16 protein-coding genes, 1 tRNA gene and 1 pseudogene are annotated in these 14,562 nt (G+C 74.2%); 9 read left to right on the plus strand and 9 right to left on the minus strand.

Annotated features, from left to right (window positions below; genetic code table 11):
• Positions 1–100: 100 nt before the first annotated feature.
• Complete coding sequence (locus BMZ16_RS03790) at positions 101–313, minus strand: hypothetical protein (protein ID WP_089798219.1); 213 nt, start codon at positions 311–313, stop codon at positions 101–103.
• Between the two features lie 257 nt (positions 314–570).
• Between BMZ16_RS03790 and BMZ16_RS03795 the strand changes: the two genes are divergently transcribed.
• On the plus strand, positions 571–957 hold the full coding sequence (locus tag BMZ16_RS03795) for a DUF1304 domain-containing protein (protein ID WP_089798220.1): 387 nt from the start codon (positions 571–573) through the stop codon (positions 955–957).
• Between the two features lie 10 nt (positions 958–967).
• On the opposite strand, the gene BMZ16_RS03800 is transcribed toward BMZ16_RS03795, so the two are convergent.
• Positions 968–1,687: an MBL fold metallo-hydrolase gene (locus tag BMZ16_RS03800; RefSeq protein WP_089798221.1), complete on the minus strand. Its 720-nt coding sequence runs from the start codon at positions 1,685–1,687 to the stop codon at positions 968–970.
• 81 nt (positions 1,688–1,768) lie between these two features.
• Here BMZ16_RS03800 and BMZ16_RS03805 point away from each other — a divergent pair, with 81 nt between their 5' ends.
• A complete protein-coding gene (locus BMZ16_RS03805) occupies positions 1,769–2,350 on the plus strand; it encodes a TetR/AcrR family transcriptional regulator (RefSeq protein ID WP_089798222.1) in 582 nt (193 codons plus the stop codon).
• Between the two features lie 17 nt (positions 2,351–2,367).
• Here the strand turns inward: BMZ16_RS03805 and BMZ16_RS19660 are convergent.
• The 3 genes and pseudogenes from BMZ16_RS19660 to BMZ16_RS03820 all read right to left on the minus strand — a co-directional run.
• Positions 2,368–2,493, minus strand: a pseudogene (locus BMZ16_RS19660) (oxidoreductase); the annotation flags it as partial.
• Between the two features lie 32 nt (positions 2,494–2,525).
• Positions 2,526–4,958, minus strand: a complete 2,433-nt coding sequence (locus BMZ16_RS03815) for a LamG-like jellyroll fold domain-containing protein (protein WP_089798224.1) — start codon at positions 4,956–4,958, stop codon at positions 2,526–2,528.
• Positions 4,959–5,067: 109 nt separating this feature from the next.
• Positions 5,068–5,478, minus strand: coding sequence for a RidA family protein (locus BMZ16_RS03820; RefSeq protein ID WP_089798225.1), 411 nt, complete (start codon positions 5,476–5,478; stop codon positions 5,068–5,070).
• Between the two features lie 81 nt (positions 5,479–5,559).
• On the opposite strand from BMZ16_RS03820, the gene BMZ16_RS03825 reads away from it, so the two are divergent.
• Positions 5,560–5,961 carry a winged helix-turn-helix transcriptional regulator gene (locus BMZ16_RS03825; RefSeq protein WP_177199577.1) on the plus strand — a complete coding sequence of 134 codons (402 nt, stop codon included), beginning with the start codon at positions 5,560–5,562 and terminating at the stop codon, positions 5,959–5,961.
• 103 nt (positions 5,962–6,064) lie between these two features.
• Positions 6,065–6,523: an anthrone oxygenase family protein gene (locus BMZ16_RS03830; protein WP_089798226.1), complete on the plus strand. Its 459-nt coding sequence runs from the start codon at positions 6,065–6,067 to the stop codon at positions 6,521–6,523.
• 94 nt (positions 6,524–6,617) lie between these two features.
• Here the strand turns inward: BMZ16_RS03830 and BMZ16_RS03835 are convergent, their stop codons facing one another.
• Both BMZ16_RS03835 and BMZ16_RS03840 read right to left on the minus strand, forming a co-directional pair.
• A complete protein-coding gene (locus tag BMZ16_RS03835) occupies positions 6,618–8,144 on the minus strand; it encodes a C15 family peptidase (RefSeq protein WP_255366335.1) in 1,527 nt (508 codons plus the stop codon).
• A 207-nt stretch (positions 8,145–8,351) separates the two neighbouring features.
• Positions 8,352–8,424, minus strand: a tRNA-Lys gene (locus BMZ16_RS03840).
• A gap of 885 nt (positions 8,425–9,309) precedes the next feature.
• Here BMZ16_RS03840 and BMZ16_RS03850 point away from each other — a divergent pair.
• From BMZ16_RS03850 to BMZ16_RS03870, 5 genes are all read left to right on the plus strand, one after another.
• Positions 9,310–10,674, plus strand: coding sequence for a nicotinate phosphoribosyltransferase (locus BMZ16_RS03850; RefSeq protein ID WP_089798229.1), 1,365 nt, complete (start codon positions 9,310–9,312; stop codon positions 10,672–10,674).
• 88 nt (positions 10,675–10,762) lie between these two features.
• Positions 10,763–11,362, plus strand: coding sequence for an isochorismatase family protein (locus BMZ16_RS03855; protein WP_089798230.1), 600 nt, complete (start codon positions 10,763–10,765; stop codon positions 11,360–11,362).
• Between the two features lie 68 nt (positions 11,363–11,430).
• Entirely contained in the window at positions 11,431–12,228 is a 798-nt protein-coding gene (locus BMZ16_RS03860) for an NUDIX hydrolase (RefSeq protein WP_089798231.1), read from the plus strand.
• A 117-nt stretch (positions 12,229–12,345) separates the two neighbouring features.
• Complete coding sequence (locus BMZ16_RS03865) at positions 12,346–12,813, plus strand: type II toxin-antitoxin system RatA family toxin (protein WP_089798232.1); 468 nt, start codon at positions 12,346–12,348, stop codon at positions 12,811–12,813.
• 79 nt (positions 12,814–12,892) lie between these two features.
• Entirely contained in the window at positions 12,893–13,282 is a 390-nt protein-coding gene (locus tag BMZ16_RS03870) for a hypothetical protein (protein ID WP_143082743.1), read from the plus strand.
• Positions 13,283–13,322: 40 nt separating this feature from the next.
• Here the strand turns inward: BMZ16_RS03870 and BMZ16_RS03875 are convergent, their stop codons facing one another.
• Positions 13,323–13,730 carry a hypothetical protein gene (locus BMZ16_RS03875; protein WP_143082744.1) on the minus strand — a complete coding sequence of 136 codons (408 nt, stop codon included), beginning with the start codon at positions 13,728–13,730 and terminating at the stop codon, positions 13,323–13,325.
• A 211-nt stretch (positions 13,731–13,941) separates the two neighbouring features.
• Positions 13,942–14,418, minus strand: a complete 477-nt coding sequence (locus BMZ16_RS03880; RefSeq protein ID WP_089798235.1) for a cupin domain-containing protein — start codon at positions 14,416–14,418, stop codon at positions 13,942–13,944.
• Positions 14,419–14,562: the final 144 nt, after the last annotated feature.

Here is a 14,562-nt window from a genome sequence, read left to right on the forward strand (position 1 = left end):
CGGTGCAGCCCGCGCAGCGCTGGTCGTCGGGCGCTGCCGCGCGCTGCCGTCGGGCGCTGCGGTCGTCGTGCGGGACCGCCGGTCGGCGGCCCGGGGGTGCCTACCGCGCCGGCTCGTGGCCGGGGCTCGCCCCGGTCTCCCCGGTCCAGCCGGACGCCTCGAGCGGCGACAGGCCCGGAACGGCCTTCCGCCTCAGCGGCGGCAGCCGCAGGGCGGGGACGCTGCGCCGCGCGACACCGAGGGCGACGGCCAGGGTGCGGCCGTCCGGTCGCGGGGTGCGGGGGAGAGCGGTACCGGTTGTCGTGCTCCTCACGGAGCCTCCTCTCCACGACGGACCTGGGTCATCCGTCACCGTCCAGCATCGGCATCCGGATCGCCCGGGTTGACGACGAGAGGCGGAGTTGGTCCGTCGCCTGGTGCACCGCCTGGTGCGGGCATGGTCCGGCGGGGCCCGATCCCGGGCGGGCCGGCCGTCCCGGACCGTCCCGCGTCGCCGCCGGGCGTCCGCGGGGCCACGATGGGGGCACGGGCGGTGCCGGGGCCCTGCCCGGCGGTCGAGGGGGTCCTGCCGTGGTGGTCGCCGGACTGGTGCTCGCGGGCGTGGCCGCCCTCGTGCACGTCGACATCTTCTACCTCGAGTCGGTGGCGTGGACGACGCCCCGTGCCCGGCGTGTCTTCGGCACCAGCCCGCAGGAGGCGCAGGCTACCCGGGCGCTGGCGTACAACCAGGGGTTCTACAACCTGTTCCTGGCGGTGGTCGTGGCGGTCGGGATCGTGCTCGTCGTCGCCGGCCACCTCGCGGTCGGGTCGGCGCTCGTGCTCGCGGGCGCCGGGTCGATGGTCGCGGCGGCGCTGGTGCTGCTGCTGTCGGACCGCAGCAAGGCGTCGGCCGCGCGCTCGCAGGGGCTGCTGCCGCTGCTGGGCGTCGTCGCGCTCGTCATCGGGCTGCTGGTCTGACGGGGTCGGTTCAGCGTGCGCCAGCGGCCCGTCGCACGGCGGCCTGCGCGTCGGCCGGGTCCCCCCGCCACGGGGCGCCGTGGCCGGGGACCAGCCAGCTCGCCGCCAGGCCGGTCAGCCGCTCCAGCGACGCGAGCGCGAGCGCCGGGTCGTCGGTGAACGGTGCCGGCTGCGGACCGGTCCGGCCGGTGAGCACGTCGCGCGTCGTCAGGGCGTCGCCGACGAACACGGCGTCCGCGACCGGGACGTGCACGGCGATGCTGCCGGGGGAGTGCCCGGGCATCGCGACGACACGGGGTGCGCCCGGCAGGTCCAGGACGTCGCCGTCCTGCACCTCGACCACCTCGGTGAGGTAGGTGGTGCGCCAGCCGCCCTTGCGCAGGGCGTAGGCGACGAACTCGAGGACGGGGACGGGACGCCAGGAGGTCGACGGGGGCCTGGGCTTGTCGCCGCCGCGCGCGCGGTCCGCGTCGGCGGCGTGCACGTGGACCGGGACGCCGTGGTCCCGGCGCAGCCGCTCGGCGAAGCCGAGGTGGTCGGTGTCGCCGTGCGTCAGGACGACCCCGCGGACGTCGTCGAGCGTCCGGCCCATCGCGCGGAGCTCGGCGAGCAGCTCGCGCCAGTGGCCGGGGAGCCCGGCGTCGATGATCGTCACGCCCTCGGGGGTGTCGACGAGGTGGACGGCGACGACGTCGTTGCCGATGCGGTGCAGGTGCGGACCGAGCTTCATGGGTCCTCCTCCGAGGGGTCGTGGTTAGATGGCTAACGTACTTAGCCTTCATGGCTAAGGTCAATAGCCATAGGAGGGTGCATGCCCACGCCGGAACGCACGTCGCTCACCGACATCGTCGCCGCCGGGCGTGACCTGCTGGAGGCCGGCGGGCCGTCGCGCCTGACCATGCAGGCCGTCGCCGAGCGGGTGGGCGTGCGCGCGCCGTCGCTCTACAAGCGCGTGCGGGACCGCGACGCGCTGCTCGGGCTGGTCGCCGCCGCCACGGTCGAGGAGCTGGGGGAGCGGCTCGCGGCCGCCGATCCCACGGTCGCCGGGCTGGCGCTGGCGTTCCGCACGTTCGCGCACGAGCGGCCGGAGGGCTTCCGGCTGATGCAGACCGTCGGCGCGGAGCCCGCGGAGCCCGCGGCGCTCGAGCGCGCCAGCGCGCCCGTGCTGCGCGTGGCCGCGGACCTGGTGGGGCCGGCGCAGGCGCTGGACGCGGCGCGGCTGGTGACCGCCTGGGCGACGGGGTTCCTCACCATGGAGCTGGCGGGGGCGTTCCGGCTCGGGGGCGACGTCGCGCAGGCGTTCGAGTTCGGCGTGGCGCGGCTCACCGCGGCGCTGGCCCCGGCCGGCCCCGCGGGCCCGGCGCCGGAGGGTGGGGTCGGCAGCGCCGCGTGACCGCGGACGCGGCGACGTCAGCCGCCGATGCGGTCCAGCTCGGCCACGTCCAGCTCGGTGAGGGTCAGCCCGGCGCCCGCGACGTTCTCGCGCAGGTGCGCCACGGACGACGTCCCGGGGATGAGCAGGATGCTGGGCGACCGCGGACGGAGCCGGGTGGGTCTGCCTGGGTGGGTCAGCGGGTGGCCAGTGCGGCGACCTCGTCGGCGGACAGTGCGCCGGTGTGGACGGTGAGCTCGTCGACCGCGCCCTGGAACGGCGTGTCCCACCAGTTCACACCGACGGCGAACGTGCCGGTCGTGGTGGTGAGCACCTGCGGGAAGCCCGTGCCGGCGAACCGCTGCGCACCGTCCACGTACACGGCGACGTCGCCGCCGTCGACCGTCAGCGCCAGGTGCGTCCACTCGCCGACCGGGACCTGCCCGCCCGTGCTCGCGTCGTACCAGGACTCGCCGGACCACGCCATCGTGCTGCCGTCCGGGCCGCGGGGGACGACGCTGACCCAGCTGCGCTCGTCGCGGGCGGCGAAGAACGCGGCCGTGTACGGGGTCACCGCGTCGGGGCGCAGCCACAGGGACACGGAGTACGTCGGACCGCTCACCAGGCCCTGCGGGAGCTGCACCCCGCTGGTGCCGTCCAGGTGCAGCGCCTGCCCGGCCACGCCGGGGACGTAGGACACCGTGCCGCCGGTGGTGCCGATGCGCGGGCCGGTGACGGTGCCGGCGGGGAGCGTGCCCGTGGCCTCGGCCAGGTCGCCCTCGAACGACCACGTGCCGGCGAGTCCGCCGGGCGTGCGCTCGGGCACGGTGACCTCGAACCGCACGGTCGCCGCGCGCCGCTCGTTGCGCACGGTGGCGGTCAGCGTGACGGACGCGTCGCCGGCGCCGTGCTCGGGGCGCGTCACCTCGCCGTCCGCCGAGACGACGGCCGGGTCGCTCGACGCCCACGCGATCGTCGTGCCGTGGGTCCCCGTCGTGGGCAGCGTCAGGTCGGTCACGACCGCGGACGTGTCGCCCAGGTCGAGGTCGGCCGCGACGGCGGCGACGGCCTCCGTCGCGCTCAGGGGCGGCACCGCGCTGCCCCACAGGGAGACGCCGGCGCGGGACTGGACGCTGAACGTGACGACCCACTCCTGCCGGTCGGGCTGCCACTGCCGGGCGAGCACGCCGTCGTACGTCGCGCCGTCGACCGTCAGACGCACGCCGTCGTCGCCGCGCAGCTGCCAGCGGCCCTCACGGTCGCCGGTGACCCGGCCGTTCCTCTCGAGACGCACGGTGACGGCGCGGGTGATGTCCGGGGAGATGGCCTTGCCGTGGTCGACCAGGGCGTACTGCGCGGCGACGTCGGGCAGCCGGAACGTGTCCCTGCGGTGGTCGGGGCGCTTGCCCGGGTGGGCTCCCGGCGCGTCGCCCGCGTAGCGGTAGGGCGCCACGACGGGCCAGCCGTGCGCGTTCATCGTCATCTCGTGCACGCGGACGTGGTGCGTCTCGCCCTGCCCGGGGAACCGGCTGTGGAAGACGAGGGCGTGCTCGCCCGTCTCCGGGTCGGTCCAGGTGGAGTTGTGCCCGGGGGAGACGTACCCCGTGCCGAGGCCGGTGCCGGGGTCGCCGACCTCGCGCTGGAAGAGGTGGTTGCCCAGGAGCTTGACGCCGTAGGGCGCGATCGACGCGTCGTCGAAGAGCGGGAGCGACGGGTCGGACCTGACCTCGGACATCGGGTTGCCCTCGGCGTCGACGTACGGGCCGTCGGGGTGCTCGGACCGTGCGACGCGCACGTTGTAGCCGCCGTTCGCGTCCAGGCCGCCGAACGACAGGAAGAGGTAGTAGTAGCCGGTCCCCTCGTCGAACAGGATGCTGGGCGCCTCGATGCGGCTGTGGTTGCCGCCGACGAGGTGCTCGCCGTAACCCTGGCCCGGCAGCGGGAAGCCGGTGACGGGGTCCATCTCGAGGATGAAGATGCCGCCGGAGTACGACCCGTAGACCATCCACATCCGCCCGTCGGCGTCGACGAACACGTCGGGGTCGACCACGTTGGGGTGGACGCGCGCGTCGTAGATCGCGCCGTCCTCGCTGGGCTGGTCCCACATGCCCGAGCGCAGGAAGACCCCCTGGTCCTCGTAGGGGCCGGCCACCGAGTCGGCCACGGCCAGGCCCATGGCCGAGCGCGGGGAGTCGCCCTTGCAGGCGTTGTAGTACATCGCGAAGCGGCCGTCGGGGAGCTGGAAGACGTCGGGGGCCCAGAGGGTGTCGGTCTGCGCCCACTCGAGCGCCTCGGCGAGCTCGGTGGTGACGTCCTCGAAGATCGGGTTGTCGGGGGTGACCCCCGCCGCGACCTGCTCCCAGGCCATCAGGTCGTCGGTCCGCGCGACCTGCAGGTGCGAGCCGAACACCCAGATCTCGTCATCCGCGACGACGACGGACGGGTCGTGCACCGTGGCGTCGACGAACGTCGGGGCCACCGGAGCGGGTTGCGGGCGGCCGGGTCCTCCGGCGTGGCCCGGCGGACCGGCGGTCGCGGGTCCGGCCCCCGCCCCGGCGACGAGCGCGAGGGCGAGGGCCGCGGCGAGGGGGACGAGCGGGGCGGCGGTCCGGGACGGTCGGGTGCGCACGGGGGCCTCCTGGGTGCAGCGCTGGACGCAGGGTGGGCGCGGCCGGGCCGCGCGATCCGACCGTAGGGCGGATCTCCAACGTTGTAAAGGGAGGACCGTGACGAGCCGGTCAGTCGAGCACCGCGTACGCCTCGACCTCGACCAGCACGTCGGGCTCGACGAGGTGGTCCATGCCGATCGCGGACAGCGGCGGCAGGGGCGTCGGCAGGCCCAGCTCCTCGCTGACGTCCTCGATGCCGGCGACGAAGTCGGCGTACATCTCCGGCTGCCGGCCCGTCACGAAGAACCGCAGCCGCACGACGTCGGTGAACGACGCGCCCGCCCCGGCGAGTCCTCGGGCGGTGCTGCGCAGTGCCTGCACGAGCTGGCCGCGCAGGTCGCCGGGGGCGACGGGGTCGCCGTCGGGGGTGCGCGCGATCTGGCCCGCGACGTGGACGTGCCGCGTGCCGGTCGCGACGGAGACGTGGTGGTACGGGACGGGCTGGAACATGCCCTCGGGGGTGAGCAGCTGGACGGTCATCGGTGCTCCTTCTCGGATCCATCGGGGTGGTATCCGATGTGTACCTGGTCACCGAAAGGCACTTCAACGAGACTAGGTGGCATGAGCGACACCGCCCTGGCCCCCACCGCACCGGCCCCCACCGCACCGGTCGCCCCGCAGGTCACCGCCGAGCAGCGCGAGCTGCTGGACCAGGTGCTCGACAAGTGGTCGCTGCAGGTGCTCGACGCCCTGTGCGAGCGCCCGCGCCGCTTCAACGAGCTGCGCCGCGCGATCCCTGTCGTGACGCAGAAGTCCCTGACCGCGACACTGCGCCGGCTGGAGCGCAACGGCATGGTCGAGCGCGTCGTCGTCGGCACGCGTCCCGTCGCGGTCGAGTACCGCATCAGCGCGCTCGGACGCACGCTGCAGGACCTCGTCGACGCGCTGCTCGGCTGGAGCGCGGACCACCTGCCGGCCGTGCGCGCGGCACGTGAGCGCTTCGACGAGGCCACCGAGGCGTGACCCGACACGTCGGCGCGCGCCGCGGCTCGTGCCGGACGGACGGGCATGCCCGTCGGCGCTGCGGGCATGGACGCGCCGGCCCGGGTGCGGTGCGCTGGGCACCATGAACGCCACGTCCCTGCTCGCCCTCGCCGCCGCCGTCACCACCGCACTCACCGGCGGAGCCCTCCTCGCGTTCTCCGCTTTCGTGATGACGGGCCTGCGTGCGCTGCCGCCGGCCGACGGCGCCGCCGCGATGCGCGCGATCAACCGTGCGGCCGTACGACCACCGTTCATGACGGTCCTCTTCGGGTCTCTGGTGCTCGCGCTCGTCACTGCCACGGTCGCGCTCGTCACGGGAGCCCCGACGGCGATGCTCGCGGTGGCTGCCGCGGCCGCGCACCTGATCGGCTGCGTGGGGGTCACCGCAGCAGCGAACGTGCCCCTCAACGACCGGCTGGAGGCAGCCCTCGACCCCGCGACGCAGTGGCGCTCCTACGTGCCGCAGTGGCTCGCGTGGAACCACGTGCGCGTCCTGGCCTGCGCGGTGGCCGCCACGCTCCTCGTGCTCGCCGCGCGCTGACCGGCGTCCGGCGGTGGGGTCCGCGACACCACGCTGCCGCGCGCTCCCGTGTCCGCCGGGGCGGTGCCGGTCCACGCGCGCGTGCCCGCAGGTGTCAGCTGTGGGCCGCCACCACCTCGATGAGCTCGCGCGACTGGGCGACGATGGCGTCACGCCACGCCTCGAACGTCGCGTCCGTCACGGCGAAGTCCGTGGCGAAGTGCTGCATGTCCGGGGTGTGGATGTGCCCCGCCGGGATGCCGAGCCCCGCCCGGTCGCGCAGCAGCGTGTTGCGGTACGCCGACTCGTTCGAGAGGTAGGCGCCGCCACCGCCGCTGCGCGCGCACGAGTCCTCGGGCGGAGGTGTCGGCTCGACGGCGGGCGGGTACGTGTCCTCGCGCTGGAAGGCGTCCTCCAGATCCCGGGAGTCGCAGCTGGGGAAGTACGTGTAGCTCGTGTTCCACAGCACGCCGAACGCGACCGACTCGTCCTCCCACCCGTCGCCCGGCGGTCGGGGGAGGTCCGCGCCCGTGCGCGCCTCGATCATCTGCTCGATCGGCAGCGTCGACGCGGTCCACTGCGGCGGATCCGTCAGCGTGTCGCCGCCACCCCAGCGTGCCGGCACCTGCGTGTTGCAGCCGGGGTTGTCCTTCGCGAGCTGCGGGGCGCCCGTCAGGGGCGCGGGCGGGCAGGGGGCGAAGTCGTCGTTCCCGGCGACGTCGCCGTGGTAGCGGCCGTTCCACTGCTCGAGCGCGAAGAACGCGCCGCCCGCCTGGCTCATGGTGATCGACGCGTCCAGCCGGGCGTCGCCGGCCTCCATCAGCGGCCCGACCGTGTCCTCCAGGTACCCGCGCTCGAACTCGGGGTAGCTGACCGGCAAGGTGTACGCCTCGTAGTGCACCGTCGTGCCGTCGGGAGCCGTCGTCGTCGTCCCGTCGACCGCCAGGGCGGTCGCGCCGGACGGGTTGCCGTGCCGGATCTGGTTGCCGACCGTTCCCCGCGCCCGGCCCGTGGCGCCACCGTCCAGCGTGAAGGGGTCGAACCCGCTGACCAGCACCCGCGTCACCTGGTCGCCCGTCGGCAGGTCGATGTCGTGCATGCCCCGGGCCGCCCGGTCGAAGGCATCGACCAGCGACGCCCGCTCCTCGGTGGAGAGCGCGAAGTCCGGGCTCCACTGGTGCAGCACGGACATGGCCTCGAGCCGGGTCCAGTACAGCGGGCGGTCGTCGCTCGCCGGCAGCTCCCCGGCGACGCCGTCGGTCGACTGGGCGCGCGCGACGGCGTCCCGCCACAGCTCGGTGCCCAGGCGCTCGACGACGGTCGTCGCATCGGCCAGGGAGTCCTGCCTGCAGACCTCCTCGGCGAGGGCGGCGGTGAAGTCACCGAACCCGGCGCCCTCGACCATCGCGCGGGCGAACGTGCGGTCGGCGGGCTGCGACGGGTCCGCCTCGTCCGGCAGGACGGCCGTGAGGCGTTCCTCCTCGACCGTGCCGGGCAGCGAGGCGTCGGTGCAGCCCTCGGGCGCGAACCCGGCGACGATCGTGCTGAGCTCGTCGGACGCCTCGTCGAGGGCGGTGGTCGACCGCTCCTGCGGCGCGAACTGCGCGGGCGAGCAGCCGACCAGCAGCACAGGACCGAGCACCAGCGCCAGGCCGGCGGCGACGGGCGCCCGCCGCCGCGAGCGCGCACCCGGTCGAGCGTGCGGAGAGCGGCCGGGCACACGACGCATACAGCGAGTTCCTTCCGAGTGACTACGGGGCGAGACCGAAGATCTGGCTCGCTCGAGCCTCTCACAGGCCAGGAGTCGACCGACCGGAGGCAGGCCCGCACGGCGTTTCCGCAGTTCAGGTGGGCCCCGTGGGGATCGAACCCACAACCCGCGGATTAAAAGTCCGCTGCTCTGCCAGTTGAGCTAGAGGCCCGGGTGATGAGGGGTTTCACTCGTGGAATCCGAGGGACAACACCCGTGTCGTCCGCGTGCGCCCGGTGAGGGGTGCTGCGGGTGACGGATCGACGGTACAGGCAGGTCAGGGCCGGTGGGGGGCGTGGGGCGCGAGGGTGGTCGCGTGACGTGCGTCCCGGCGACGGGTCGGTGGAACCCTCGGGATAACGACGATGTGGTTCGGCGGACGCCACAAGCCCCGCCGCATCGGTGAGCCGAGGTGACGGGGCTTGTGGGGTGGGGCGGTGGCCTAGAAGCCGTTCGCGTGCTGAGCCGGCGCCATGGTCGGTGTGGTGGGCTCCTCGGTGTCGCGGCCGAGGAGGGGGCTGATGCACGAGTAGGTGACACCTACCCGTGGCGCCGCGGGTGTCGCCGGAAGGATGAGGTGGCCGGATGTCCGCGATCGGGTGCCGGACGCCTCAGGGCTCATGACCGCCTGGTGGGCGGTCGCATCACTCGTTGGCGCCCGGCGCCTCGTCGGCCCACGCCTCCAGCCCGTAGCGGTCGGCCATGCTGCGCCCGAAGGTTCCGAGCGCACTGACAGCCGCGTCGAGAGCGCGGGCCGCGGCCGCGGCCTGGGCGGATCCTTCGTCGTCCTGTGTGCGCTCGGCCTGCAACGCCAGCGCGTCAGCGATCCGCGAGGTCCGCTCGAGAGCAGCCGCCAGGCTCCGCCCGACCTCGTGAACCTCGACCGGAGCAGGGTCCAGGGGCCGGCTCGCCCAGCCGTCAACCTCTCGGACCCGCGGATCTTGAGCTCCTGGCCGGGAGTCATCTGCGTCGAGACGCTCAGCGCCTGGTGCGGTGTGATGCTCGTCACCGTGAATTAGGGTCGGTGTGACTATAAAACCCTGGCCCGCGCGCCATAATGGTCAACATGACCACAACGCCGACGGCGGCCGCGGCCAGCACCGCGATGCTGACCGACCACTACGAGCTCACCATGCTCCGCGCAGCCCTCGCCGACGGCACCGCTCACCACCAGGCGGTCTTCGAGGCCTTCGCCCGCCGCCTGCCCGACGGCCGCAGGTACGGCGTCGTGGCAGGCCTCGGCCGGATCGTCGAGGCCATCGAGACCTTCACGTTCGACACGGGCCGGGTCGCCTGGCTCCTGGACCGCGGCATCATCGACGAGCGCACCGCCGACCACCTGCTCGGGTACCGGTTCGCGGGGAACATCGAGGGGTACCGGGAAGGTGACATCTACTTCCCGAACAGCCCCGTCCTGACGGTCTCCGGGACGTTCGCCGAGTGCGTCGTCCTCGAGACGCTGATCCTGTCGATCCTCAACCACGACAGCGCGATCGCCTCGGCCGCAGCGCGGATGGTCAGTGCCGCCGACGGCCGGCCGCTGCTCGAGATGGGCAGCCGACGCACCAACGAGAGTGCCGCCGTCGCGGCCGCGCGAGCCGCGTACATCGCCGGGTTCGCCGCCACCAGCAACCTGCAGGCCGGGTTCCAGTACGGCGTGCCCACGCGCGGCACCGCCGCGCACGCGTTCACCCTCGGGCACACCAGCGAGCGCGAGGCCTTCGCCTCCCAGGTCGCCTCCCTCGGGACGGGCACCACGCTGCTGGTGGACACCTACGACGTCCCGCAGGGGATCCGCGCGGCCGTCGAGGCCGCCGGGACGAACCTCGGCGGCATCCGCCTGGACTCCGGGGACCTCGGTGACGAGGCGCGCAGGGCCCGCGCCCTCCTGGACTCCCTGGGTGCTACGAGCACGACGATCTCGGTCACCTCCGACCTGGACGAGCACACCATCGCCGCGCTGGCCGACGCGCCGATCGACCTGTACGGCGCAGGGACCAAGCTCGTCGGCGGGTCGGGTCACCCGACCGCCGGGATGGTCTACAAGCTCGTCGCGATCGCCGACGAGCCCGGCCCGGACGCCCCGCTGCGTCCGGTCGCGAAGAAGGCCACCAGCAAGGGCAGCGTCGGGGGCCGCAAGGTCGCCTACCGGGCGCTGGACCACCAGGGCCACGCGACCCGTGAGGTCGTCGTCGTGCGGCACCTGCCCGGTGCGCCGGAGACCGGACCGGGTCGCGCGCTGCAGGTCGCGGTGATCCGCGACGGGCACGTCGTGCACCGCCCGTCCCTGGCCGAGATCCGCGCCCACCACCGCGGCGCGAAGTCCGAGCTGACCGCGCTCGACCTGGACCTCGCCCCCGGGACCCCGCGCCTGGTCGCGGACCCCACCGCCATCGGCAACCTGGTCGGAGCCGACGCATGAGCACCCGGACCGCCACCCCCTCGACGCCACCGACAACCAGCACGAGCCGGTGCCGGACCGTCACACCCCGCCTGGGAAGGACCGCAGCATGAGGACCGCACTGATCGTCGTGGACGTGCAGAACGACTTCTGCGAGGGCGGCGCGCTCGCCGTGGCCGGTGGCGCTGCCGTCGCCCAGCAGATCAGCGACTACCTCGCGCGCACCGGGGACCGGTACGACACCATCGTCGCGACCCGCGACTGGCACGCCCCGCTCCCGGACACCAACGACGGGCACTTCGCCGCCGACGGCGACCCGGACTACGTGAGCACGTGGCCGGTGCACTGCGTCGCCGGCACCCCGGGCGCCGACTACCACCAGGACCTGGTGCTGCCCGAGCGGACCGTGCACGTCGTCAAGGGCGAGTCCCGGCAGGACTACTCGGGGTTCCAGGGGCGGATCGTCGACCCGGTCGACGGCCGCGAGCGCCTGGCGGACCTGCTGATGGAGCGGAACATCGCCCACGTGGACGTCGTGGGCATCGCGACGGACTTCTGCGTCAAGGCGACCGCGCTGGACGCCCGCCGCAACGGTCCGACGACCGTGGCCGTCCTGACCGACCTGACCGCCGCGGTCGGCGCCGCCACCGCGAGCAGGGCGCTGACCGAGCTGGCCCGCAACAAGATCATCCTGGACGAGTCGCGCTGACGTCGCGGACCTCGACCGAACGACACACAGCCGTGCTCGACGCCACGGCCCACGAAAGGGACGCACCGATGACGACCCACGCCCAGGCGCCCGAGGGGTACGACCCGCACGACTACCCGCCGTTCGCCGTCACGGTGGACCTGTGCATCTTCACGGTCCGTGACGGTGCGCTCAAGGTGCTGCTGATCGAGCGGGCCGACGACCCGTACGCGGGTGCGTGGGCGCTGCCCGGCGGGTTCGTGGACATCGACGAGGACATCGCCGACGCCGCGTGGCGCGAGCTGGCCGAGGAGACCGGTGTCGAGCAGCTCGCCGGCCACCTCGAGCAGCTCGGCACGTACGGCGCGCCGGGACGTGACCCGCGCATGCGGGTGGTGTCGGTCGCGCACGTCGCGTTCGCCCCGGACCTGCCCGAGCCGACCGCCGGGTCCGACGCCCGCTACGCCCGCTGGTGGGACGTGTCCGACCTCGACCTGCCCGGCCTGACGGGCGGCAACGACGAGGGCGACGGCCCCGAGCTCGCGTTCGACCACGCGCGGATCCTGGCCGACGGCGTGGACCGCGTGGCCGCCAAGCTCGAGTACACGCCGCTGGCGACCGCGTTCGTCTCCGAGCACTTCACCCTCGGTGAGCTCCAGCACGTGTACGAGGCCGTGTGGGGCACGCACCTGGACCGCTCGAACTTCCGCCGCTGGGTCAAGGGCACCGAGGGGTTCGTGCGCCCGACGAGCGGCACCGCCCGTCGCCTGACCGGTGGCGCCGGTCGACCGGCCGCCCTGTACACCGCGGTCAGCGACGGCCCGAAGACCCTGACACCGCCGCTGATGCGGCCCGACGGGGCGCGCACGATCGAGGACACCCCATGACGACCCTGCGGGCACCCTCCGCGAGGTGGCGCGACAGCCGAGCCACGTCCAGGTGAACCGCCGCGGAAGCGGGCGGTGCCGGACGCCGGAGCACCCGGCCCGCCGTAGGGTCGGCGGATGATCGTCGAGTCGAGCGTCGACCTGCCCGTGCCGCCCGACGTCGCGTTCGCGGTGTCGCAGACGACGGGGGAGACCCGCCTGCGCTGGGACCCGTTCATCCGACGGCAGTCGTTCCTCGACGGCGCGACCGTCCCGGCCAAGGGCGTGCGGACGCTGACGCGCCACCGCTCCGGGCTGCGGATGGTCAGCGAGTACGTCTCGTACAAGCCCCCGACGAACGTCGGGATGAAGATGGTCGAGGGGCCGTGGTTCTTCGCCGTCATGGCCGGCGGGTGGCGCTTCGCCCCGCTGCCGGACGGCGGGACGCGCGCGGTCTGGCGGTACAGCTTCACGTGCCGCCCGGCGTGGCTGGCGCCGGTGGCCGAGCGGATCGGGCGGGTCGTGCTGCAGCGGGACGTCGACCGCCGGATCGCGGGGTTCGCGCGCGGCTGCGCGGACCCGCACGTGCTGGCAGCGGTGGGCTGAGCCGAGGTGGGCTGAGCCGCGGGCCGCCGGGGCCGCGAGGCCGTTGACGCGACTCGCCCGACGGCGCCAGGTTGGTCCCGTGACGAGGGGGCGGACGAGCCGGTGGGCGCGCGGCGCACGAGCGTGGTGGGTCGCTCTTGTGCTGGCCGCGGTGGCCGCCGGTGCGGTGCTCGTGCTCCCCGGCGTGCTGACCGAGGCGCTCTACGACAACCGTCCGTCGGGTGTGGCGTGCGGTGACCTGCCCGAACGGTCCCGGGTGGAAGCGGCGCTCGAGGCGCATGCGGGGCTTGTGGGGCGCATCGAGGCGGTCGGTGACCAGGTGGACGTCGCGGTCGTCGCGCCGTGCGACTCCGACCCGGACCAGGCCGAGATCCGCGTCTTCTACCCGGGCGGGGACGACCGTGCGCGGATCACGCAGATCCTCGACGACGAGGACTTCGGGGTCCCCGTGTCGCTCGTGAACGTCTGACCACACGCCGGGGACCGGCTCGTCGGGCCGTGTCCGTGGCTCACCGCGTGACCGAGAACGTCGTCTCGTCCGCGAACAGCACGGGCGCGGCGTCCACCGCGCAGAACCCCAGGAAGGTCGTGACGAGGCTCGGTGGGTCGATCGGGTCGGTGAACGGCTCGGTCGCGTCGACCACCACGCCGTCGGCCGTGAACTCGTCGCCGTCGGTGGGGCGCGCGACGAGCTCGGTCCCTCCCGGCAGCGTCACGATGTACCGCTGCAGGTCGTCGACGTCCTGCTCGACGGTGGTGCCGTCGGGCCAGACCGGGATGCGGGTGACGCCGTCGACGACCACGGCCACGCAGCCGTCGCGGCGGGCGACGAGGCTCGCGTGGAGCGGCGACGGGGGCCCGGTGAAGTGACGGTCGGTCGGCGACGTGCGCAGGTCAGTCTCGACCAGGTGGCTCATGCCGGCCGTGTCCGACGGCCGTGCCTCACCGCGGGTGCTGCACCCCCCCGCGCACGCCGCGACGACCAGCACCGTTGCTGCTGCGTACGCACCCCGGACTGCGCGCCCGTCCACGCCGCGCACGCTAGCGCAGCCCCCGCGGGAACGTGGGCGTTCTGCCAGGGCGCGCGACGACGTCACCCGGCGGGCCGCAGGCGACCGGCACGGATGCTCAGCAGCGCGGGGCGGGCTCGTCGATCCGCGGTGTCGACGCGCCGGCGGCCGGGTAGATCCGCGTGATCGACAGGACGGCCGTCGTGCTGGTCGGGTTGGTCACCTGGTGCGGCCCGACCTCGGTGAACGCGTCGCCGGGCCCGAACCGCTGCGACGTGCAGCCGCTCTGCCGGACGACCTCGCCCGACCGGACCACGACCACGACGATCCCCGGGTGCGAGTGCCAGCCGGAGAAGGCGCCCGGCGGGTAGGTGAGGTCGAAGGTCGTGACGTCGGTGGGCCCGTGGCTCATGAGCCGCACGCCGTCCTGCTGGACCTTGAGGACGCCGCGGCCCTCGCTGCCGTCCAGCCGGCCGGTCACGGAGTCGGTGGTGACGGTGGTGCCGGAGCCGGGCGTGCCGACGGCTGCGGTGACGATCGTGACGGTGCCGACGGCGACGAGCGCGCCGGCGGTGAGGACGGGACGAAGACGCATGGCGGTGCCTCCTTGCGGATCACGGCGTACGCCACGGGCGCGCGCGACGACGTCGGCGGGCGCGTGCGCGGCGGGACTGACGGCGGCGCGGGCCCGGCCCGTGCGCCGTGGCGGCGCCGTGCGGCGTCGCGGACGTCGCGGCGG

The organism is Cellulomonas sp. KH9, from assembly GCF_900114185.1.
In the GTDB taxonomy this organism is placed as follows: Bacteria; Actinomycetota; Actinomycetes; order Actinomycetales; family Cellulomonadaceae; genus Cellulomonas.